The organism is Pedobacter sp. NO84 (assembly GCF_059703915.1).
On sequence record NZ_AP046575.1, the window covers coordinates 1,169,998 to 1,191,728 of the forward strand.

At 36.8% G+C, this 21,731-nt stretch carries 20 protein-coding genes and 1 riboswitch; of the genes, 9 read left to right on the plus strand and 11 right to left on the minus strand.

Going from position 1 to position 21,731, the window contains the following annotated elements; genetic code table 11:
• Positions 1–9: 9 nt before the first annotated feature.
• Positions 10–702, plus strand: coding sequence for a GDSL-type esterase/lipase family protein (locus AC6H0V_RS05185; RefSeq protein WP_497562649.1), 693 nt, complete (start codon positions 10–12; stop codon positions 700–702).
• 127 nt (positions 703–829) lie between these two features.
• On the opposite strand, the gene AC6H0V_RS05190 is transcribed toward AC6H0V_RS05185, so the two are convergent.
• Together AC6H0V_RS05190 and AC6H0V_RS05195 are read right to left on the minus strand one after the other, a co-directional pair.
• Complete coding sequence (locus AC6H0V_RS05190) at positions 830–1,285, minus strand: DUF4890 domain-containing protein (protein ID WP_497562650.1); 456 nt, start codon at positions 1,283–1,285, stop codon at positions 830–832.
• Between the two features lie 90 nt (positions 1,286–1,375).
• Complete coding sequence (locus tag AC6H0V_RS05195) at positions 1,376–2,152, minus strand: XRE family transcriptional regulator (RefSeq protein ID WP_497562651.1); 777 nt, start codon at positions 2,150–2,152, stop codon at positions 1,376–1,378.
• Between the two features lie 132 nt (positions 2,153–2,284).
• On the opposite strand from AC6H0V_RS05195, the gene AC6H0V_RS05200 reads away from it, so the two are divergent.
• Positions 2,285–2,635: a GIY-YIG nuclease family protein gene (locus AC6H0V_RS05200; RefSeq protein ID WP_497562652.1), complete on the plus strand. Its 351-nt coding sequence runs from the start codon at positions 2,285–2,287 to the stop codon at positions 2,633–2,635.
• Between the two features lie 102 nt (positions 2,636–2,737).
• On the opposite strand, the gene AC6H0V_RS05205 is transcribed toward AC6H0V_RS05200, so the two are convergent.
• From AC6H0V_RS05205 to AC6H0V_RS05230, 6 genes are all read right to left on the minus strand, one after another.
• On the minus strand, positions 2,738–3,289 hold the full coding sequence (locus AC6H0V_RS05205; protein ID WP_497562653.1) for an acyl carrier protein: 552 nt from the start codon (positions 3,287–3,289) through the stop codon (positions 2,738–2,740).
• Positions 3,276–3,656, minus strand: coding sequence for a hypothetical protein (locus AC6H0V_RS05210; protein ID WP_497562654.1), 381 nt, complete (start codon positions 3,654–3,656; stop codon positions 3,276–3,278). Before AC6H0V_RS05210 ends, AC6H0V_RS05205 begins: the two co-directional genes overlap by 14 nt.
• A gap of 10 nt (positions 3,657–3,666) precedes the next feature.
• On the minus strand, positions 3,667–4,176 hold the full coding sequence (locus tag AC6H0V_RS05215; RefSeq protein ID WP_497562655.1) for a hypothetical protein: 510 nt from the start codon (positions 4,174–4,176) through the stop codon (positions 3,667–3,669).
• 6 nt (positions 4,177–4,182) lie between these two features.
• Positions 4,183–4,695 carry a rhodanese-like domain-containing protein gene (locus AC6H0V_RS05220; protein WP_497562656.1) on the minus strand — a complete coding sequence of 171 codons (513 nt, stop codon included), beginning with the start codon at positions 4,693–4,695 and terminating at the stop codon, positions 4,183–4,185.
• Positions 4,696–4,898: 203 nt separating this feature from the next.
• Positions 4,899–8,018, minus strand: a complete 3,120-nt coding sequence (locus AC6H0V_RS05225) for a basic secretory protein-like protein (RefSeq protein ID WP_497562657.1) — start codon at positions 8,016–8,018, stop codon at positions 4,899–4,901.
• A gap of 74 nt (positions 8,019–8,092) precedes the next feature.
• Positions 8,093–10,549, minus strand: coding sequence for a transglycosylase domain-containing protein (locus tag AC6H0V_RS05230; protein WP_497562658.1), 2,457 nt, complete (start codon positions 10,547–10,549; stop codon positions 8,093–8,095).
• Between the two features lie 302 nt (positions 10,550–10,851).
• Here AC6H0V_RS05230 and AC6H0V_RS05235 point away from each other — a divergent pair, with 302 nt between their 5' ends.
• Both AC6H0V_RS05235 and AC6H0V_RS05240 read left to right on the plus strand, forming a co-directional pair.
• Positions 10,852–11,733: a polyphosphate kinase 2 family protein gene (locus AC6H0V_RS05235; protein ID WP_497562659.1), complete on the plus strand. Its 882-nt coding sequence runs from the start codon at positions 10,852–10,854 to the stop codon at positions 11,731–11,733.
• Between the two features lie 35 nt (positions 11,734–11,768).
• Positions 11,769–11,973, plus strand: a riboswitch (cobalamin riboswitch).
• Positions 11,974–12,135: 162 nt separating this feature from the next.
• Complete coding sequence (locus AC6H0V_RS05240) at positions 12,136–14,010, plus strand: TonB-dependent receptor plug domain-containing protein (RefSeq protein ID WP_497562660.1); 1,875 nt, start codon at positions 12,136–12,138, stop codon at positions 14,008–14,010.
• 167 nt (positions 14,011–14,177) lie between these two features.
• Here AC6H0V_RS05240 and AC6H0V_RS05245 read toward each other — a convergent pair whose 3' ends face one another.
• Positions 14,178–15,431 (minus strand): serine hydrolase, encoded by a 1,254-nt coding sequence (locus tag AC6H0V_RS05245; RefSeq protein WP_497562661.1) that lies wholly within the window; start codon positions 15,429–15,431, stop codon positions 14,178–14,180.
• 161 nt (positions 15,432–15,592) lie between these two features.
• Between AC6H0V_RS05245 and AC6H0V_RS05250 the strand changes: the two genes are divergently transcribed.
• From AC6H0V_RS05250 to AC6H0V_RS05260, 3 genes are all read left to right on the plus strand, one after another.
• Positions 15,593–16,165, plus strand: a complete 573-nt coding sequence (locus AC6H0V_RS05250; protein WP_497562662.1) for a DUF6580 family putative transport protein — start codon at positions 15,593–15,595, stop codon at positions 16,163–16,165.
• Between the two features lie 103 nt (positions 16,166–16,268).
• Entirely contained in the window at positions 16,269–16,961 is a 693-nt protein-coding gene (locus AC6H0V_RS05255; protein WP_497562663.1) for a Sir2 family NAD-dependent protein deacetylase, read from the plus strand.
• Positions 16,954–17,658, plus strand: a complete 705-nt coding sequence (locus tag AC6H0V_RS05260) for a Dph6-related ATP pyrophosphatase (RefSeq protein ID WP_497562664.1) — start codon at positions 16,954–16,956, stop codon at positions 17,656–17,658. Before AC6H0V_RS05255 ends, AC6H0V_RS05260 begins: the two co-directional genes overlap by 8 nt.
• A 246-nt stretch (positions 17,659–17,904) precedes the next feature.
• Here AC6H0V_RS05260 and AC6H0V_RS05265 read toward each other — a convergent pair whose 3' ends face one another.
• Positions 17,905–18,153, minus strand: coding sequence for a hypothetical protein (locus tag AC6H0V_RS05265; protein ID WP_497562665.1), 249 nt, complete (start codon positions 18,151–18,153; stop codon positions 17,905–17,907).
• 95 nt (positions 18,154–18,248) lie between these two features.
• Positions 18,249–20,414: a S46 family peptidase gene (locus AC6H0V_RS05270; protein WP_497562666.1), complete on the minus strand. Its 2,166-nt coding sequence runs from the start codon at positions 20,412–20,414 to the stop codon at positions 18,249–18,251.
• Between the two features lie 96 nt (positions 20,415–20,510).
• Between AC6H0V_RS05270 and AC6H0V_RS05275 the strand changes: the two genes are divergently transcribed.
• Positions 20,511–20,987: a GAF domain-containing protein gene (locus AC6H0V_RS05275; RefSeq protein ID WP_497562667.1), complete on the plus strand. Its 477-nt coding sequence runs from the start codon at positions 20,511–20,513 to the stop codon at positions 20,985–20,987.
• Entirely contained in the window at positions 20,980–21,588 is a 609-nt protein-coding gene (locus tag AC6H0V_RS05280) for a DNA-3-methyladenine glycosylase (protein ID WP_497562668.1), read from the plus strand. The genes AC6H0V_RS05275 and AC6H0V_RS05280 overlap by 8 nt, the downstream gene beginning before the upstream one ends.
• The last annotated feature ends 143 nt before the right edge of the window (positions 21,589–21,731 follow it).

Below are 21,731 nucleotides of genomic sequence, written 5' to 3' on the forward strand. Positions count from 1 at the left end.
TTTTGCAATATGAAAACTTTCTTAAATAAATCTTTATTAGCGCTCGGCTTAATTATTGCCTTAAGCTTTAGTAATGCAATTGCCCAAACCGTAAGTTGGGATAGTTTATACCGCCCTGGCAAGTACAAAGAGATTGTAACTAAATGGAAAACCGAGCCAATAACCAAGGTAAATTATGTCTTTTTGGGCAATAGCATTACCGCTGGAACCGATTGGGCAAAGCTTTTAAATTTGCCACAGGCGATAAATAGAGGTATTTCTGGAGATATTACTTTTGGAGTTTTAGAGCGATTGCAGGATATTATTGATGGTAAACCTAAAAAGATATTCATCTTGATTGGGATCAATGATGTGTCAAGAAATATTCCTGATAGTGTAATCATTGGAAATTATAAAAAGATGATCAGCAGGATTAGAAAGGGCTCTAAAAAAACGGAGATTTATTTTAATACCCTGTTGCCAGTAAATTCATCGTTCGAAAAATTTAAAAACCACTATGGTAAGGATAGTCATATTATTTATATAAATGACGAGATTAGAAAACTAGGTGCTAAAAAGGTGACTATTATCGATTTATACAACCAGTTTACCGATAACGACAAACATTTACGCGCCGAGTTAACCAAGGACGGATTGCATTTAATCCCAGAAGGTTACAAAGTTTGGGCTGATTTTTTGAATTCCACCGGATATCTGAAGTAGTTGGGCTAGTGGTACCGATAGCTATCGGGATAGGAGTTTCATTTAACCTAAGCTCATTGAAAAAATAAAAACCCTTAGTTAAATTAAACTAAGGGTTTTTTGTTAACCGAAAACAGTTAACTGAAAACTAGTTATTAGCAGGAGGAGGTGGGGGTGATTTTTCACCTTTTGGTCCTTTGTGGCCTTTTTCACCTTTTGGACCTCTTCCTCTGCCATCTTTCATTTTATCTTTCATCTCTTTACGGGCAGCTTCCATTTTGGTCTTTTGTTCGGCAGTTAAAATCGCATCCATTTTATCTTTGCTGGCTTTCATATAGGCTTTGCGTTCGTCCATCTTACCTTTCATATCGCCTTGATCACTTTTACGCCATTCTTCACTTTTCTTAATGCGTTCTAACTCTAGTGCCTGCACCTTTTCTTTCTGATCAGCAGTTAAGCTAAGTTTAGTTTGCAAAGCAGTGGCCATTTTTTCTGCCCTTTGCTCAGGAGTTTCATTAGATCTGCGTGGACCCCCTCTTTCTTGTGCATAGCTAGCAGTAATTCCCATTACTACTAATGCTACGGTGTAAATTAATTTTTTCATGTGTTATACTTTTAAAATTGGTTGATTACTTATTTAATAGGATAGATGAAAAAATCATAAAAGAGTTTAATCAACACATGTTAAAATATGTTAATTCTTATTGAGCTGTGAAATGGACTTTTGCATTTGGGCCATCATACTTGATAAGGTTTCTATGGTTGGTTCTGGGGTAGGATCGGGTAAGGTAGTTGAAATATAAGCCTTTGCCCTCCATATCTCTAAAATATCATCCGCATCAATAGAATAGGGATCATACACTTTATTATCAGATATGAGTTTCAGTTCTTTATTTTCTTTAAAACGATTACCTGCTCTCTTATATACTACACCTTCGTTTTTACTAATTACTACATAGGTTTCGCCTGTTTTCACCTCTGCCCAGTTCTCCAGGTATTCTCCAATAATTACGCTTCCAGGTTGGATAGGCAACATGGAATCGCCCATAATTTCAAATGCCCTGAAAGTTCCCTGCCTAAGAGCGGGTAGGGGAAGCTGAAATTTAGGAAGATCTTGGATATATTGAGGATCAGAAAAACCGTTCAGGTAACCGGCACTAGCTTTTACGGGTACCAATTCTATATTCTCCTTATCATTATGATCAACCGATATACTTAATACCCTTAAATTAGAACCTTGGCTTTTGGGTTTAGGTTTCCAACTGTCATTTATAGTTTCATTGATAAACTCGTCAATTGTTAAATCAAAAAATTCTGCTATTTTTTTTAGCAAATCATATTTAGGCTCTGCTCTATCTTCTTCATAGGCTCCTATTAATGATCGCTTAATTTCCATAGCATCAGCGAATTGCTGCTGCGTTTGCCCTTTTTTCTTTCTCAAGTACTTGAGGTTCGATGAAATGTTTGACATAAAAATAATTTTAAAATAAATTTGTTTTTACTAAAATTGTTAGTATTATTGTGCCAATAAAGTTAGTAATATTTATTTGAAGTGCAAGTAATAATCTAATTAATTTAGTTTTAATTTAAAAGCCGAGAAATCATGAAAAAATTTGTTTACATCGTAACCGACAGAAATCGCACCAGTTTACACGTAGGAATGAGCGCTGATTTGATTAAAACGTTAGATTTTTATAAGCAGATGCCAAACCTATTCTTTGATAGTGGCCAGCAATTAACCCGTCTGGTTTACTTTGAAGAGTTTAAAACCGAAGCTCAGGCGCTAGGCCGCTTTAAATTGGTAAGCAGGTTTACCAGGTTGCAAAAAGAAAGAATTGTACGTTCTTGTAATCCGGATTGGATTGATTTAACTATCGGTTTAGATTTTGAGAATATTCTATCAACTCGCAAGTTAAATACACAGGTAGCATTGCCTCTAGGGATAATGTCTTAACAAAAAGAATTGTTATATTGTTATATTGCTAAATTGTTGGTCAACCATTAAGGAGGTTTTAATCAAAACTCTAAAGAGAGCTTTCTATAAATTTAGAATTATTTAATTTACTCCAAGATCTTTAGTGAATGAACTCTCTAAGAAAATCTCAAATGGATCTATTCCTATTTTGTCTATGGTTATGCCCATCACTGCAATCATTACTTCATATTTGTTTCTGATTTGTGTTCCATTAATTAATTTTTGATAATTAACGGCACATACCAAATCAACAAAACGATCAACTGTTGTGTCATTGATATTATCTTTTTGAGGAAAGATACGATCAAAGAATTTCGAGATTTTCTCATTTAATAAGGGAGAGAAGTCATATCCTGTTTCATTGGCTGTTAAATTCCATGTTGCATTATGCTCCAAAGGGATAATTTTAACAATGTGTTGATTTAAATCGTTATTTGTTATTGGGAGATGCACTGATAATTCTTTTAAAACTTTCTCCTTAATCGAGTAGCCGTTATTGAAATAGGTAACTTGGCATGAAATATAGTCAACAGCCATCTGAACAGTAATCATCTTTTCAGCCTCATTGTCAGGAATATTAATTTTGAAGAATTTTTCCCATTCCATAACCAGCTCAACGCTATCTAATCCCATTTTTCTTATAGTTAGATTGGGTTCCTTTAATTAATAAAAATCCTCCAAAAATTGATGCAGGCGCAAATACAAAAATCGCTAAAATTTGGGTGTAATGATTACCATCGGATTTAAAAAAAGAAAATGTAGCGAAACCCGCAATGATAAGGGCAAGTATATAATTTACTTTTAGATTTTTTGTATTCGCAATTAATTGGGTCACTAATCCTGCAATAACTGAGGTAACTACACCATAAACTGCTGTAACCATCATAAACCTATAGGTTGGGTCTCCATGTGCATCATGCCCTGTAAGTTTAAAAAATGCAAGTGCAGTGGCTACAAAAATGATATATCCGATGATAATGCTTATAATTTTTCTTGTCATAGTTGTTTTATTATTTTTCTTTACGCATTCGTACTTTTTTTAACTTAAAACAATAGGTTAACCCCACCATACTTCGTGCTATGCTTTTAAAAGAACTGTTGGTAAGTGGACAATTGTAACCCACCGTTAATTTAAAGTTGCCCGCCCCCAAACCAATCTCAGGTCTAAATACAAGAGAACCCTGTTCAAAATCAGAATAATAAATGGCATTTACTCCCAGGGCTAATGCAGACATACCGCCGCCGATCCATGCGCCAATCTTTGGACCGATTACTAATTTGTGGTTAACTAAGTGAAATTCGTTTGCAATGAAATAGGCTGAAGACATGGGATGAGGTCCAACAGTTCCATTCGTGTTAATAGCTATCCCCAAATCCACAAATGCGCGGTTATTATAAAATAAACCTGTTAATAAACTTAAGTTTTTTTGGATAGGCTTGTGATACACAGAATCTGTTACTTGACAATAAACTTCGCTAAATGAAAATAACAAAAAAATGGTAAGGATCATTTTCTGCATTTTATTTTACTTTATACAGTCTTTGCCTTTCACTACACTCATTCCTCCACTCATGTTAATGATGTGATTAAAACCATTTTGCGTCAACAGATAAGAAGCTTGCGGACTTCTATGACTATGTGAACAATAGACGATCACTTCCTGATTTTTATACTTGTCGATTTCTGCGATCCTGCTTTTTAATTCCTGAATGGGGATATTAATCGCATTTTTTAATGTTCCAAAATTAGGTTCCGCTTTTCCCTCAAACTCTTCTTTGGTACGAACGTCTAATAGAACAGTTCGAGGATGTGATTTAATATAATTACAAATTGAAGCAGGAGAGAGGCTTTTAAAAGTAACTGTCGAAGATTTCACTAAATCCATATGGCATTTTGAGCATTTCCCAGATCCATCTAAAATGATCTTGTCGCACTCTAGTCCACAAGGCATGCACTGGTATTTTTCAACATGCTTTTCGCTTACCGAAAAAAAGGAAAAACTGATCACTACAACTAATAAAAATTTGAAATTTTTCATATTCAAATATATCGAGTTTACGGTATTATGCAAATTGTTCCATCCACTGTGTTCATTGCAACGAAAAATACTTACTACCCCATGCATGCTGCTGCAAGAGTTGCATTTGTGACTGAAATTAACGTAAATCAACAAAAAGGCCGCAGATGCGCAGATTGTTGTAATCTGCGCATCTGCGGCCAAATTTGATTATCATAACTATCTTACCATCCAGGAGCAAATGTTAGTCCGAATACGCCAACATTTACATCCTTACGTTGGAAAGGAATAGCATAATAAGGCTCTATTATAAAATAACCAAATACATTAACCCTTAACGAAATACCCGCACTTACCGCAGGTACTCTTTCTGCTGGTGTTCCATTTGGTAATATCGCAGCGCTTGGCTGACTCTTCCATGCTACTTTCGAATCTTCTGTCCAGGCTAAACCTGCATCAAAGAACAGGTTCAAGTCTGAAAATAGGAATCTCGACGGAATTTGAGCCAATTTTTTTGGCCCAGTGAAAGGCAACCTTACCTCAAAGTTAAATACGGCGATTTTACTTCCAGATAGTTGATTAATATTGAAAGTTCCTGTATTTACTCTCTTACTATTATAAAATGAATTTGCTTCGTAACCTCTAATGTAATATGGATATCCAACATATAAAGGATATAAACTTTCGCCATCTCTACCCAATCTCATATAATTTAAGGCCCTAACTGCAAAAGTAACGGGTTTTGCTCTCCAGTATTTCCTTAGGTCTGCAGTAATGGCAGTGAAATTATAATCTCCGAAATATTGCTCTGCCCCAATTCGATACCTAAATCCATCTAACGGCGAGGTAACCCCCGAGATCGAATTATCTCCAATAAATGAAGCATTTGCTTGCCAAATAGAGAAAGGATCTAAAGGAATTCCCAAGGTAGAGGTTGCTTTAGCTGTTGAAACCTTTTCCCTATCAGAGCCAAGATAATACAATGGATATCCATTTTGATCCTGATAATAAGTATTAAATCGATCTAAACGATAACTGTAATAAGAAAACGCACCACCTGCCTCAAACCTGTGCACTTTGCTAAAAGGATAGGAACCAAATACTTCTAACTTATCTTCAAAGGTTCTTAAGATATTGGTACTAATGGTATCAATAGGTTGAGCACCTGAGTTAGGTCGATAAGCACCAAACGTTCTAAAACCCGTAGTGTAAGGGATATGGGATAATCCTACACCCCAATTAATTCTGCTTTCTTGGTTTACATAACCTACCAGCCCACCAAAATCATAGATTTCTCCATTAATTGATATATTACCAACAATTTGGTTTCTTCCTAAGATGTCGCTAAACATTGCAATAACACCACCTTGTACACCAGTTCCAAATCTACTCGTAGCCACACCTACGCCACTATTCGCTAAATAGTCTAACTTAAATTTAGGTTTGTAGGCAACTGATTTTAAAGAATCAGGGATGGTTTTCTCGAAACGATCAAAATTGCTGAGATTAGAGTTAACGATATTTACCCCAACATTTTCCATCGGTGGTAAAATAGCCGCATCAAAGTTTACCTCTTTAGGATCAACTTTTTTGGCTTTAAAATTACTTAAGGCAGAGTTATATAAAGTATAGCGTTGATAACGGTAATAGCTATAAACAATATCATCGTTTCTTGATACACTAATGGCGGGAGAGAATTCGGTAATCCCGCTAATACCTGTGAAATAATCGGTTAATTGATTAACCGATTGATCCGTAAGATTATATTCATATAGGTTCCTAAAACCATCACGATTTGATAAGAAGAAAATTCTTTTGCTATCTCCAGAGAACTGTGCATTTAAATTGTTGGCTCCAGGAAATACATTGATATCAGAAACGGTTTTGCTCGCAATATCATACACACTAAGATTGATGGGGTAAACGGCATTAACACTACCTGCTGCAATTGCTGCCCTATCAGATGAGAACACTATTTTTTGTCCGTCAGGAGAAAAGTTGGGAGCATAATCAGAAAATTCATCATTTGTGATTTGGGTTAGAACCTTAGTGCTGAGATTATAAGAGAAAATATCACTCTGCCCCTCAACCATTCCGGAAAATGCAACCTCCTTGCCGTCTGGCGACCAGGTTAAATTTCCAAATTGTTCAACTCTACCCATTGGTGTCTGAGAAATGGTATTCCCGTTAGACACATCAATAATAAGCATCTGGTTTTTACCGGAGCTAAAAATGCTAAAAGCAAAGTATCTACTGTCTGGCGACCAAGCACCCGCTGATTCGATGAAATTATAATCATCTATATGAGAATTGGAGACTTGGCTGCTCAGTTTTCTTAATATTTTTCCTGACTTCGCATCTGCAAGAAATAGATCAATGCCAAATAGATCTTTTTCAGAAAGGAAGGAAAGATATTTTCCATCTGGACTAATAGCAGGGGCAACGTTCATATTACCTGCATTTTTATTATCGATAATTTTTGTTCCCGAAATTTTGATCTGTGAGCTATCTGCCTTTAACAATGGACGATAATGCTGTTCGATTGAATTTTTCCATAATCCCGATAACGTCCGATCATCATATCCAAATGTATATCTAATCCCCGCTTCATATCCAAAACGAGCAGTGGATTTAAACAAAGGAACAATGGTAGTATCGCCATAAAGCGAGCCGATAAAAGTCCAAAAAGCTTGTCCATAACGATATGGAAAGTATTTGTTCGAATTAGTAAGATCTTTTAAAGAAGGAATATCTCTATTTAATAAGGCATCCCGCATCCACATTGATGTAAATGCATCCTTTTTGCCTACAGAAAGGTATTCCGCCATCCCTTCAACCATCCATAAAGGAGTATTGCCAATATTTTCTAAACTGATAGAATCGCGTTCTAATAAAGTATGATATTGAAAAGCATGGACCAATTCGTGACCAAGAACGTGTCTGGTTTGACTACGGATATCCAGTACAGGCATAATCACCCTGTTTTTGAGTGCTTCTGTTACACCACCTGTTCCAATGCCAATTTCACCGTTTAAGGCCGACGTTTGTTGAAAATCGGGATGATTGCTATATAAAATAATCGGATTTTTCTTTAGAAAAGTATCGCGAAAAACTTCTTGGTGCATTTTGTACCAAGTTTCTGCATCTTGTGCAAATTTGTTTAAGAGCTTATCGTTCTTAATATAATAATAGATTTCGAAGTGTGGTGTTTGTAACACTTTAAAATCTTCATTTTTATATCTAACCTTATTTTGTCCAAAATACTGGGCTTGTACTGAAATAACTGATACCAAAATGAGTAATAAAATCGGAAGCGATTTTTTAAGTGAGGTAGTTCTATTCATGGGTGTATTTTTACTAAACAAATGATTCTATAATTATACGAAAAAAGAAGTGCATTGGATTTATATACAAACAATTAGCCTCCTTCGTTTTTTTTCTTTTCTTTTTCTTCTTGTCGTTGTTTCCTTTTTAGTTCTCTTTCTTCTTTTTTAGATAATGGAATAGTGGGTGCAACAGGTGTTGCTTGCTTTATAGGAACCTCTGTAGTCTTCTTTTCTTCAACCTTTTGCCCCTCCGTTTCAGGAATTGGGACAAGCTGTTGTTCTTCAGTGGATGGTGCGGCCATATCCAACGAATCAACCAGGTTACTATCTATAGACGTAGTATCAATCTGTTGACGAGGGGTAGGGCAGTTATAATTTACAGAGATGGTACCTTTGTATTTGGGAAATGGTCCATACGTATAGCCACTGCTGGGATCATGGTAAACCTTTTCCATAAATTTAGCGAAAATAGGCAATGCAGTATGGGAACCTTCTCCTTGTTCACCATTTTGGAAATGTGCTGTACGTTCATCACAGCCTACCCAAACACCAGTAACCAAATCTTTGGTAATACCCATATACCATGCATCAACATAATCGGATGATGTTCCGGTTTTGCCTCCAATCTGATTATTTTTCTGGAAAAGATCCCATTCCCATAAGGCTTGAGACGTACCTCCGGGCTCTTCCATACCACCTCTGAACATATAGAGCATTAACCAAGCAATTTCATCCGTTAGTACACGTTTGGTCTTAGCGGTAAACTCTTCGATAATATTATCGTTCTGATCCAGAATCTTTTCTACCAATATAGGATCTGTTCTTACACCTTCGTTTAGAAAAGTACCATATGCTCTTACCATTTCATAAACCGACACATCGTTCGGTCCTAAGCTTACGGATGGAACCGACTGAAGGTTGCTTTCTATACCACATTCGTGTGCCCACTTAACCACATTATCCCATCCTACTGCCTCTGTAACCTGTGCAGTTATGGTATTTACAGATTTTGCCATTGCCCAACGTAATGACATTGATTGATAAGTATTGCTCCAATCGGCATTTTTAGGTTCCCAATATTCTGTTCTGCCATGGTTTTGATAAGGAATCTTTACGGGTTTATCCACAAAGGTGGTGCATGGGCTCATGCCTTTTTCAAGCGCAGCTAAATAAGCGAAAGGTTTAAAAGTGGAGCCCGCTTGCCTCTTAGACTGGTTTACATGGTCGTATTTAAAAAATTTATGATCAATCCCACCAACCCAAACCTTAATTTTCCCGGTTTTAGGCTCCATAGTCATCATTCCAGTGTTTAAAATCTTTCCGTAATAACGAATCGAATCGATGGTCGAAAACAACGTGTCCTTTTCTCCTTTATAAGAAAAGATCCTCATTTTTTTCTTTTTGTTAAAATAGGCATCAATCGAATCAGTGTTGTTCTTAAATTTCTTTTGCAACATGGCATAAATAGGCAGATTACGTTTAGCGCGATCAGGATAGTCGACCTTTTTACGTTCTGAATCCTCCCAGGGATCTTCATTTCCCCAAACATTATAAAAACGACGCTGCAAAACCCGCATTTGATCTTTTACTGCTTCCTCTGCATAACCTTGAAGCTTAGAATCAATGGTCGTATAAATTTTCAGTCCATCTTCATATAAATTCATGCCATTTTCTTCGCACCATTTTTCTAAATATTTATCTACCGCTGCCCTTAGGTACGAATCGCCATCACTGCCATCAGCTATTTTACCTTCTTTTAATTGCATAGGCTGCTTAACGAGTAGATTTAAACTGTCCTTGCTCAGGTAATTGTACTTATTCATCTGGTTTAATACCACATTTCTCCTCTCCAGTGTTCTTTCAGGGTATTTTAGTGGATTATAAAAGGATGTCCCTTTGAGCATCCCAACCAATAAAGCCCCCTCTGTAGTAGAAAGTTCTTTAGCATCTTTATCAAAATAAACCCGGGAGGCCGTTTTGATGCCATAAGCATTATTACCAAAGGATACCGTATTAAGGTACATCGTGATGATGTCGTTTTTACTATAGTTAGATTCCAGTTTTAACGCAGTCATCCATTCTTTTAACTTGGGAATTATTTTATTAACTATCGGGATACGAGCAGTTAGTCCCGATGCCTTAACGTACCTCGTACGATAAAGGTTTTTCGCTAACTGTTGCGTAATTGTACTTGCACCTCCATCTTTACCCATACCTACAATTGCTCTTCCAACTGCTTGTATATCGATGCCAGAGTGCTTATAAAAGCGGATATCTTCTGTTGCTACCAAGGCATTAATTAGACTTGGCGAAATTTCGTTATAATTTATAGGAGTTCTATTCTCCTTAAAATAACGACCAATTAACACCCCATCTGATGTGTAGAGCTCAGACCCAACCCGTTGGGCAGGTTTTTTAATGTCCGCGTACGATGGAGAATAACCAAATAACCATAAAAAGTTAAGTTGAAGAGCGCAGAAGAAAATAATGATAAAATATATAAAAAGCGTGAAATAGCGAACGTACCTATTTTTTATTTCTTTAAACATGTTATAAAGATGGAAAAACCGTGAATTATTAAAGTTAAATTGTATTAAATGTAGAGCTACAAATTAACGTAATTAATTTACTTAAATTTTAGTCAATACTAAAATAAATATACTCATTTAGAGCTTATAAAATGAATCGATGAACAGGCTTTTTCTGTCGATATAATTGTAATACTTATGTTGGTACATTATCATGAAGCTACGATTTGAATTGTTGCTGAGCGGGTTTTTCTCATAATTCAGGTGATTTTCTCAAACAATTTTAATAAATTTTCGTCTATATAAATAAACAAATCCCCAACATGTCCAGTATCAAAAAATATGTAGTAAAAGCAAACAGTAAATTCTCATTAAATAAATTCGACACGAGTTATGATGGGGATCTGGATAAAGCAACTGGAATAAAGGAGCTAGAAAAGGTTAAGCTCGAGCTTGTAGAGTTACAAAAAAAACTGTATGCCTCAGGCAAGCACGCCGTATTAATTATTTTTCAGGCTATGGATGCTGCTGGTAAAGATAGTACCATCGCCCATGTGATGTCGGGGATAAACCCACAGGGATGTGAGGTGAACAGCTTTAAAGGGCCTACCGAAAATGAATATCGGCATGATTTTTTATGGCGTCATTATGCTGCACTTCCAGAAAAAGGAAAAATTGGTATCCACAACCGATCTCATTACGAAAATGTGCTTGTATGCAAAGTTCATCCAGAATATGTGCTAAACGAAAATCTTCCGGGAATTGAGCATGTAAAACAATTGGATAAAAATTTTTGGCAAAACCGTTATGAAAACATCAGGAATTTCGAAAAACAATTAACTGATAGTGGTACAATGGTTATTAAATTTTTCCTCCACCTCTCAAGGGATGAGCAGAAAGAACGTTTTATAGCTCGGATTACAGATCCGACCAAAAACTGGAAATTTGCCATTGGAGATTTAAAGGAACGGGAATTGTGGAAAGAGTACATGAAAGCCTATGAAACTGCCATCCGAGAAACCTCCACTGAAAATGCACCTTGGTACGTTATCCCCGCTGATAAAAAATGGTACACGAGATTGGTTGTAAGCCAAATTATTGAGGATAGTTTAGCTCAGCTCGACTTAAAATTTCCTGTATTAAAGGAAGATATCCAAGAATTAATGAAAATTAAACAGCAGCTATTAACCGAGAATCAATCCTAATTCGTATTTCATCTTTCCTTTCCGTCTTTTTATTTAGATTTGCATCGCTTTGTGGTTCCCGAATTTAAAATCGGGATTAAAAGGGAATACAGTGTAATTCTGTAACTGTCCCGCAGCTGTAAGCTCTATAACGGTTTTCAATCCGATAGCTATCGGATCTAAAGTCACTGTTCGCATTGCGGATGGGAAGACAGGAAATCGGGAGCAAGTCAGAAGACCTGCCTAGAAGTTTAATATTCATAGCTTTCGCGGATTGAAGCTAGGGATGAGCATTTAATTTTGCATTTTAGAACTAGCGAAGAGATGGTAAGCCAGTATTCGTTTCTCCTTCATTCTATCATTCGAAATTACCCATCTCATTTCTATTCTGATTCTGTTGCTGTGTGTGAAAAACTCACAACAATGAACAAAAAAACAAGATTAATTGTGGTAGGTCTAGGATTTGCGCAATTGGCCCTTTTAGGGAGCAAAACATTGGCTCAAGAAAGCCAAAATCTAAATGAAGTAGTAATTTCTGCTACAAAAAATGAACAAAAACAGTCTCAAACAGGTAAAGTTGTTACTGTAATTGGTAGCGATGAACTTGCTCGCAGTGGCGGAAAAACCCTAGCACAATTGCTTAATCAACAGGCAGGGATTACCGTTGTTGGAGCAGGAAGTAATGCAGGAAAGGATAAGAGTCTATTTTTTAGAGGAGCTGGAAGTGCATACGCTGTAATCTTATTGGATGGGATTTTAGTAACAGATCCTTCAGGAACAGGAGGGGCCTTTGATCTTCGCATGTTTGCCATAGATCAAATAGACCGCATCGAAATCCTTAGGGGAGGACAATCTACCCTATATGGTTCTGATGCCGTAGCGGGTGTGATAAATATCATCACTAAAAAATCGGCAGTTAATGGGAATAACTTTTACGGTGTGGCAAGTGCGGGAAGTTATGGAACCTATAAAGGCACAATTGGCTTAAGCAGCAAAATCGACGCTTTTACCTATAATTTGAGCTATTCGCATTTGAAGACCCATGGTATTTCTGAAGCGAGCAATCCGGTAGGTAGTACTACGGTATTTGATCTAGATGGTTTAAAACAAGATGCCCTGAATGCTAATTTTGGGATTCAGCTAAATAAGAATTTTACCATAAACCCCTTTGTGAGGTATTTTGCGGGTAAATTTGCCTATGATGACGATGCATTTACAGACGCCTCAAACCAGTCTACAGTTAAGCATTTTAATGGCGGGTTAAATTCGGTCTATTTATTGCCTAAAGGTAAAATAACCGTTAATTATAGCTACGAAAAAACAAATAGGGATTATATCAGTATGTTCAGCGGGAACTATGAGGGTAAAATGAATTTCTTAGATTTATTTTACAACCAAAACCTAGGTGAAAAAGCTAATATTCTTGTTGGAGTAGATGATAGACAAACGAGTGTTACGCATTTTAATTCCTCAGCAGAAAGGGAACCATCAACCCATCTATATAGTGCTTACGGATCAATCTTTCTGCATGATTTGAATATTTTTAACCTAGAGTTGGGCGGACGATACAATAAACACAATAAGTATGGAGAAAATTTCACCTATAATTTAACTCCAAGTTTAAACCTTACACAAGATATAAAAGTTTTTGGTACCATTTCTTCGGCCTTTAGGGCACCAACGCTAGAAATGTTATTTGGTCAGTACGGAGCAAATCTATATCTTAAGCCAGAAAAGGCAATCAATTATGAAGTCGGGGCTAACCTTGGTTTTTTCAACAATAAGTTAAGTCTCAGGATTGTTGGTTTTAAGCGCAATATGAAAGATGCTATAATCTACGGTAATTTAGGCTATACCAATCAAGACCAACAAAATGATAAAGGATTTGAAATCGAGCCGGCATTGAAACTTGGTAAGCTTTCTCTAGCAGGTTATTATGCTTACGTTGAGGGAAAGCAGGTAAGCGGGGCAACGGTTTCTGATCTTCTTTTACGTAGGCCAAAAAACACATATAGTGTGAATGTGGGTATTAATGCTACAGAAAAATTATATCTCGGCGCAAACTATAAATTTACTGGCGAAAGAACAGACAGTGATTTTAGTACCTATCCTTCTGTAAATGTAAGGCTAGATTCTTATCAAGTAGTAGATTTTTATGCACAATACGCACTAACCAAAAACCGGCTGAAAATCTTTGCGGATCTTAAAAACTTAACCAATGAGAAATATACAGAGATTATTGGTTACAATACTATGGGATTTAATATGAATGCTGGGGTGAGCTTTAACTTTAAATAATTAATTATTAGCCACAGATTTAAAAAAAGATGAATTCGTTTTAATCCGGGGCTATAAAACTTCTTAATTGCAAACTGATTATATAGCCACAGATTTTAAGAATGATTAATCCATTTAATCTGTGGCTATAAATTCTTTGCTTTTTGATGGAAATAGCTAGGCTGAAATTACTTGCTACTATAATCCATCCTAAATTTACTTAAATCTGGTAAATGCTTTTTCTTTCTAGTTAATTCATATTCATAAATAGTTCTACCCAGATTTTTCATGAAGGGGTAACATACCGTTTCATATTCGTATTTGCTATCGTTGTAGATCCCATCCTCATTGCTTTGGACCACTGCGGTTAAAAAATACTCGATCTTATTTTTAAAATCTACGAAATATGAATTGTCGATGATAAACCCATAGCTGTCGCCATATTTATTGAAGATTCGAATATCAGGATCTAGAATAGCCGTTTTTTCTCTACCGTAATAAAGCATTTTTGCATAGGTGGGCCAAAATTCTTTGGGATCATATTTAGGATAATCGCTTTCGGTAGGAAGTTTGCTCATGAACGTATAGATAAGATTGTAATCTGCAGGAGTGAGGTTAAACCTTTCCTTTTCGGCAAAAGCTTCGGGCATGATTAATCTTTTCATCAATGCCTGCTGATCAGCCACGGTGAAAACATTCTTATTGGCAAAACTGTATGGCTCGTTCACTAATTTTTCTTTGCTGTCAATATACCCTTTCCCAACAATTAAATTTGTTAGCTCTAATGGGTAGTCTTTTTCATCAAACTGCTCCGCCTGGTGATAAATTAGTTTATCTCCATCATAAAAATCGATAGGATTGGTATGCCTTGCCATTTCACCACCATCGCCAATGGCCAATCGGTTTAAGATTCTGCTCTCCGTTAAGTTGTATTTTTTCAGCTTTGCGTTAATTTCTGCGCGGCCGATAAATTCATAAAGTCGATTAAACGCATCATTATCGCTTGTTAGCAGTACTTTTTTTATATAATGTTCGATACTAGGCTTTCCATTGGCCGCGCTCTCATCCTTCAGAACTTTAGTTTGGCCCTTGAAACTGCTATCGGTTATCATAGTCAGGTTAGAGGTTAGTCCTTTGCTTCTTAGTTCATTTATTTTTTCTAAAGCGAAAATGACCCCAGCTAACTTAACTGTACTGGCAGGATAGAAGTATCTTTTAGCATTTAGGTTATAACTAAAAGTTTTAAAACTTGGCTTATTGTTCTTATCCCTAATCACTTGGGTATACATAACCTGAACCTCATTCTTGGTGGGGTGATTTAGAATCCCGGTAAATAAATCAGGCTTACCTTCCATTAATTTTTTCAAAAAGGAGGTGTCGGTTTTCTGTGCCATCGATTGGATGCTGATTAGAGAGATTAAAAAGAATATTAATTTACGCATATGTTATGTTTATTTAGAGAAGAGCACTTGGTGGTGAGCAATGCTCCCACATGTCGTTAAAAGCCAACGTTTTTTTTCCTCTTGTTTGAATTTTAAAGATATGATTCTAAATTTTTTATTCAGCACATAAAACCTTATTTTTGCGTACAATAGATTTAAAAATGGAGAAAATAAATTATAGAATACTCGTTTTAGTCCTTCTTATGCTGATTATTATTAGTATTCGAGTTATCGCACCACTCTCACCTGATTTTAAAATGATAGCCAATTTTTCTGGAATAGGTGCGGTGGCATTATTTGGTGGTGCTTATGTTAAAAACAGGTTAATGGGATTCTTACTTCCTATTTTTGTACTATTTTTAAGTGATGTTGGACTTGTAATTGCTATGGGCAAGGATTATGGCTTTTATGAAGGTTGGTATTATACTTATATCTCCTTTATTTTAATGGTTATGGTTGGCAGATTGTTCATTCAGAGAGTAAGTGTTCCAACTGTTTTAGGCGCCGGCTTATTAGGTGTGTTTATCCACTGGATTATTTCAGATTATGGGGTTTGGTTGGGTTCAACGTTTTATCCACAAACACTAAGTGGCTTTTGGGCATGTTTAGTTGCTGCCATTCCATATGAGCTTAATTTCTTATACGGTACTATCGCTTATTCGGCTATTATGTTTGCTGTTTTTGAAGGATTGACCCTTAAATTCCCAACATTAACCAAGGTTAGAGTAAAATAACTCATCGTATACTCATCGGATGACTTTAAGTCATCCGATGAGTATATACAAAAAAAACCCTTCCGAAAATAACATCGGAAGGGTTTTTTAGGTAAATTCGGGCATGAAGAAAAGACTGGTGGTATTAACAGGTGCGGGGATGAGTGCCGAAAGCGGGTTAAAAACCTTTCGGGATGCAGACGGGCTTTGGGAAGGTTATAACATTATGGATGTGGCCACTCCGGAGGCGTGGGACAAAGACCCTGATCTTGTACAAGCATTTTATAATGACAGAAGAAAACAAGTGCTAGCAGCCTTGCCAAACGCGGCACACCACTGTTTAGCCGCTTTGGAAAATGACTTTGATGTCCATATTATTACGCAAAATATAGATGATCTCCATGAAAGGGCAGGATCAAGCCAAATAACACATTTGCATGGTATCATAACTTTTGCTCAATCGAGTGCCAACTCTTCCCTAATCTATGCAATTAACGGCGATGAAATTAAGATGAACGAGGTTTGCGAACTTGGGTCGCCGCTTCGTCCGCATGTTGTTTGGTTTGGAGAAGCTGTACCCATGATTGAAATTGCCGCAGAAATTTGTGCAGCAGCAGATCTATTTCTCTTGGTTGGAACATCCTTGGCTGTTTATCCAGCCGCTAGCCTAATAGATTTTGTACCTGCCCAGGTTCCAAAATTTATTGTCGACCCTAAAATCCCCTCTGTAGGGCACTACAAAAATGTGATTAAGATAGAAGCAACTGCAACAATGGGTTTAAGTGAAGTAGCTGCCCAATTAAAAAAATATGTCTGATTTAATTCCGGCCGTAATGAACTGGAGCGGGGGGAAAGATTGCGCCTTGGCCCTTCATTATGTAGTAGAACAACACAAAATTAATATCCGTTATTTGCTAACCACCGTGAACGATTCCTTTAGCCGAGTTGCAATGCATGGCATAAGGGAAGAGTTATTGCTTAACCAGGTAAATCAACTTGGGATCAAATTGCTTCGTGTAGGGCTTCCAGAAATGCCCGATATGCCAATTTACGAAAGAATAATGAGCGAACAGTTTACGAAGTTGAAAATAGAAGGTGTTTCTCATTCAATTTATGGAGATATTTTTTTGGAAGACTTAAGAATGTATCGTGAGGCCCAACTGGCCAAACACAAAATGACGGCTATATTTCCACTATGGAAAAAAGATACCACAGAACTAGTTAACGAGTTTATCGATTTAGGTTACCAAACCATCGTGGTTTGTGCGAAAGAGGGTCTGCAAGATTTTTGCGGGCAGGTTATAGATAAGCACTTTTTAAAAGAGCTGCCAAAAGGAATTGATCCTTGTGGAGAAAATGGAGAATTCCACACTTTCGTATTTGATGGCCCGCTATTTAATGGGCCGGTAAATTTTGTACTGGGAGAGAAGGAGTATAGAAGTTTTCCAAGTCCAAATTCAGCGACCAAAAAAGATGGATTTTGGTACATCGATCTCCTCCCAACATCAAACTAGTTCAAGCTATCGTAAAACTTAAAATGGCTCAAACCTCCCATATATTTGGCATTATTATAGGAGCATATATTATTTTGTGAGTATATTTAAAATATTATATATCAATATTTTACCTGTATTTATATCTAGTTTTAAATTATATATGAACAACGCCACTGCCCAAAAATCACTAATAAAACAAAATATTATTTTGATTTGAATTTTAAGATATTATATTACAGTTAGTTACGTTTTTTATTTAAACGATTACTGTTGACGGATATAGGCCGCATTAAAATCGGCTCTCATCATAGAAAACCGGGCAACCACTGTAGCTAAAAATTCTTCATCAAGTAGTTGAAAAATTTCATTCGCCCCCCCTCCGGTGAGATCGAGTTCTGATAATTTATAGCTCTGTTCTAACTGCCCCTGCTCAAATTTTACGATGTACTTTTGGTTCATGTTAAACAAGGTTATTTTACAATCTGGATGGGGGAGTTCTGCAATAATTCTCATTTTTTGGTTAATTGTTTAAATTGGTTAATTGGTTAATTGTGCCCATCATATTATAGTATCTCAGTTAACCAGTTTATAGGTTAACCGATTAACCGTTATTTTATTCCCATCTCGTTTAGTAATGCATCTGCATGATCGATCTTTGAAGCTACCCATAGTACGTAACGGATATCCACGCCAATTGAACGGCTATAGCTCTCGTTCCATGCATAATCATTAATGGTTGCTTCGTAAGCCCTATCGAAGTTAACTCCTATCAGTTCGCCATATGCATTCAATATGGGAGATCCAGAATTTCCTCCTGTAGTATCCATATTATACAAAAAAGCTACGGGTACATCATTAAGTTCTTTTTTAGAGAACATTCCGAAGTCCTTCGCGTCCCATAAGGTTTTAATGATGGCTGGATAGGCATAATCTGGATTACCGGTAGCTCCTTTTTGAATGATGCCCACTATGCTAGTGTATGGAGCCATGTAGCTGGCATCAACAGGAGAATAGCCCCGAACATGTCCATAGGTTAATCGTAAAGTACTATTAGCGTCTGGTATAAAGCCTTTTTTCATAAACTTTTCCTTTACGTTTACATAATCGCCCATTAATTTGTTAAGTGTTCCATCCCTTCGGTCTTTCTCAGGTTTAATTTCAGCGATCTGTTTGGCAATATCACTTTCAAATAGCAACAAGGCATCATTATAATTGGCAAGGGTTTGATACGACCTTAGCAAGGTATTGATTACGTAATCTTTATCCTTCAATTTGCTCAGACCAAAAGAATCATTAATAAAATCATCTATCATAGTTTCCTTGTTGGAGCCTCTGCCTGTTATTTTATCAACGGTAGTAACACGTTGGTTTGAACTAAAGGCGGCAGCATCACTAAGCATCTTCTTGAATATTCTACGATCCACATCGATTTCGTAACTATCATAAGCTGTAGTTAAGTTCTGTTTCAGCTGTGCTATGTTTGCGTTAAAGTAGGCTTCTTTTTGGCTGCCAGGTTGGTTATCTATGGCTGTTTTAAATGTATTGAGCTGTTTAGCGATATTAACTAAACTCGTTGAAGAGTAAATTTGGGTAAGCCATAAATCCCTTAAGGCATCACCATTAATCTGTTGGTACAGCTGGTCGATATCTTTCATCAATGTTCCATACTTTGCTTTTACATCAACATTGTTGTTAATAAATTGTGCCAGCGCTGCGTCTTCCTGTTGTTTTTGCCCAACTAGATCAATTCCTTTGATGCCTTTTAGCTTTCCTCTGTAATTTTTCATCACATTGGCATTTCTCTTAATCCTGGTGGCTAACTTCAACTCCGTAGTCTTATCTCTTTTGCCAATACTCTCCATGGTAGCGTTTTGGAAATCGTAAAGTTCTGAAACATATGGCAGCAGGTATTTTTGCTGATAATCAATAAATTGCGCAGGGCGATGACGGAATGTTTTGCCGGGATAACCCAGGATGAATACGAAATCTTCCTCACTCGTGCCCTTTGGATTAACCTTTAAAAACTTTTTAGGTTTATAGGGCACATTGTCTTTAGCATATTTGGCCGGTGATCCATCTTTCGCCACATATGCTCGCATAAACGAATAGTCGCCCGTATGGCGTGGCCAAACCCAGTTATCGGTTTCTCCACCATATTCGCCTATCTTTCTATTTGGAATATATACTATTCTTACATCTTGAATGGTTTTATATCTAAAAAGCACATAGCTCTTTCCAATAAACATTTCCGATACCTCAGCCTTAATGGTAGGGTCTTTTTTCTCCGCTTCAAGAGCTAGGTTTTTCATCACATTATTGATAATCTGTAAACGTGATGCTGGATCGTTAATTTGCGCCACTGCTCCTAAAACACGATCAGATACATCTTCATAACTATCAGTAATACGACAAGTTAAGCCCTTACCTTCAAGTTCTTCTTCATGTGTTTTAGCTACAAATCCATCGTTCAAATAATCATGTTCCGGAGTACTTGCCAATTGTACTGCGCCAAAAGCACAGTGATGGTTAGTGATGATCAATCCTTCATCAGAAACAAAAGACCCTGTACAGCCACCAACATTAACCAATGCATCCACCAAACTAATTCCATTTGGATTATAGACGTCCTTTTGATCAATTTTTAAACCGGCTTTCTGCAGGTCCAATAAGTGGATCTCACTTAATGGAAACATTCCTTCTTCGGGCCTGTGCCCGGCTAACTGCACTAAACCAATAATTGATAATAAAGTAATGATTAAGGTTTTCTTGGTCATGATATTGGAGATGTGATGAATGGTAAAGTTAAAATAATAAACTATCCTGACAGCTATCGGCAACCAAATAGTTATATTTGTGGTTTAAGTTTATTTATGGCCGAAGACCTTACAATTTCAAAAACAGGTACAAAAGAAGAGCAATATCTTGCACTAATTCCTCAGATCCAAGGATTGCTTTACGGCGAAACCGATCAGATTGCAAATCTTGCAAACGTTTGTGCAGCATTAAAGGAACAATTCAGTTGGTTTTGGGTAGGGTTTTATCTTATTAAGAACGATGAACTTGTGCTGGGTCCATTCCAAGGTCCGGTAGCCTGTACCAGAATAAAAAAGGGTAGAGGTGTTTGTGGTGCTTCATGGGAAAGGGCTGAAACGTTAATCGTGCCAAATGTAGATGAATTTCCAGGTCATATTGCCTGTGCATCTGCCTCTAGATCTGAGATTGTCCTTCCTTTTTATAAAGGCAAAAACATTATTGGAGTATTGGATGTTGATAGCGAACACCTTGCTCATTTCGATGAAATAGACCAAAAATACCTCAATCAGATACTCGTTTTATTAGATGCCTAAACTACCTTATTCTTTTTACGAGCAGGAAGATGTGATCGATTTAGCTGTTCAGCTCTTGGGAAAGCAGCTATTTACTTGTGTTAATGGTGAACTAACAGGTGGAACAATTGTTGAAACCGAAGCTTACAACGGAGTGATAGATAAGGCTTCCCATGCTTACAATGGACGGTTTACGCCGCGTACTTCAACCATGTACGAAAACGGTGGCATTTCTTATGTTTATCTTTGCTATGGGATCCATCATTTATTTAATGTGGTTACTTCAAGCAAAAACAACCCTCATGCTGTATTAATTCGTGGTTTAGAACCTGTTATAGGTCTACCAATAATGTTGGAAAGAAGAAAAATGCAAGCTCTGGCGCCTAGAATTACAGCCGGCCCCGGAGCTCTAGCGGCAGCACTAGGCATTGATAAAAATCTAAATTCGAAAGATTTATTAGGTGATGAAATCTGGATTGAAGACAACGGAATTAACTTCAAATCAGAAGACATTGTTTCATCGCCCCGCGTTGGGGTCGACTATGCTGAAGATCACGCCCTATTACCCTGGAGATTCTATATACGGGGAAATAAGTATGTGAGCAAACCGAATAAGGGTTAGGGTAATTAAACTGGTTAATTGTTTGAATTGGTTAGCTGCTAAACTGGTTAATTGTTTGTAGGTTAACTCTTTAATCATTAGAATTGTTGATTGTTACAGATTAAAAGTTTGACTGGCATTGTGAGTGAAGTATCTACTATTGA

What these genes read in the sequence shown, in the direction of transcription:
- AC6H0V_RS05220 (WP_497562656.1), bottom strand. Translation starts at nt 4,695, where the DNA reads ATGAAAAATTTCAAATTTTTATTAGTTGTAGTGATCAGTTTTTCCTTT.
- AC6H0V_RS05255 (WP_497562663.1), top strand. Translation starts at nt 16,269, where the DNA reads ATGAAGAAAAGACTGGTGGTATTAACAGGTGCGGGGATGAGTGCCGAA.
- AC6H0V_RS05230 (WP_497562658.1), bottom strand. Translation starts at nt 10,549, where the DNA reads ATGTTTAAAGAAATAAAAAATAGGTACGTTCGCTATTTCACGCTTTTT.
- AC6H0V_RS05275 (WP_497562667.1), top strand. Translation starts at nt 20,511, where the DNA reads ATGGCCGAAGACCTTACAATTTCAAAAACAGGTACAAAAGAAGAGCAA.
- AC6H0V_RS05260 (WP_497562664.1), top strand. Translation starts at nt 16,954, where the DNA reads ATGTCTGATTTAATTCCGGCCGTAATGAACTGGAGCGGGGGGAAAGAT.
- AC6H0V_RS05200 (WP_497562652.1), top strand. Translation starts at nt 2,285, where the DNA reads ATGAAAAAATTTGTTTACATCGTAACCGACAGAAATCGCACCAGTTTA.
- AC6H0V_RS05240 (WP_497562660.1), top strand. Translation starts at nt 12,136, where the DNA reads ATGAACAAAAAAACAAGATTAATTGTGGTAGGTCTAGGATTTGCGCAA.
- AC6H0V_RS05250 (WP_497562662.1), top strand. Translation starts at nt 15,593, where the DNA reads ATGGAGAAAATAAATTATAGAATACTCGTTTTAGTCCTTCTTATGCTG.
- AC6H0V_RS05270 (WP_497562666.1), bottom strand. Translation starts at nt 20,414, where the DNA reads ATGACCAAGAAAACCTTAATCATTACTTTATTATCAATTATTGGTTTA.
- AC6H0V_RS05235 (WP_497562659.1), top strand. Translation starts at nt 10,852, where the DNA reads ATGTCCAGTATCAAAAAATATGTAGTAAAAGCAAACAGTAAATTCTCA.
- AC6H0V_RS05225 (WP_497562657.1), bottom strand. Translation starts at nt 8,018, where the DNA reads ATGAATAGAACTACCTCACTTAAAAAATCGCTTCCGATTTTATTACTC.
- AC6H0V_RS05215 (WP_497562655.1), bottom strand. Translation starts at nt 4,176, where the DNA reads ATGCAGAAAATGATCCTTACCATTTTTTTGTTATTTTCATTTAGCGAA.
- AC6H0V_RS05205 (WP_497562653.1), bottom strand. Translation starts at nt 3,289, where the DNA reads ATGGGATTAGATAGCGTTGAGCTGGTTATGGAATGGGAAAAATTCTTC.
- AC6H0V_RS05280 (WP_497562668.1), top strand. Translation starts at nt 20,980, where the DNA reads ATGCCTAAACTACCTTATTCTTTTTACGAGCAGGAAGATGTGATCGAT.
- AC6H0V_RS05245 (WP_497562661.1), bottom strand. Translation starts at nt 15,431, where the DNA reads ATGCGTAAATTAATATTCTTTTTAATCTCTCTAATCAGCATCCAATCG.
- AC6H0V_RS05190 (WP_497562650.1), bottom strand. Translation starts at nt 1,285, where the DNA reads ATGAAAAAATTAATTTACACCGTAGCATTAGTAGTAATGGGAATTACT.
- AC6H0V_RS05265 (WP_497562665.1), bottom strand. Translation starts at nt 18,153, where the DNA reads ATGAGAATTATTGCAGAACTCCCCCATCCAGATTGTAAAATAACCTTG.
- AC6H0V_RS05195 (WP_497562651.1), bottom strand. Translation starts at nt 2,152, where the DNA reads ATGTCAAACATTTCATCGAACCTCAAGTACTTGAGAAAGAAAAAAGGG.
- AC6H0V_RS05210 (WP_497562654.1), bottom strand. Translation starts at nt 3,656, where the DNA reads ATGACAAGAAAAATTATAAGCATTATCATCGGATATATCATTTTTGTA.
- AC6H0V_RS05185 (WP_497562649.1), top strand. Translation starts at nt 10, where the DNA reads ATGAAAACTTTCTTAAATAAATCTTTATTAGCGCTCGGCTTAATTATT.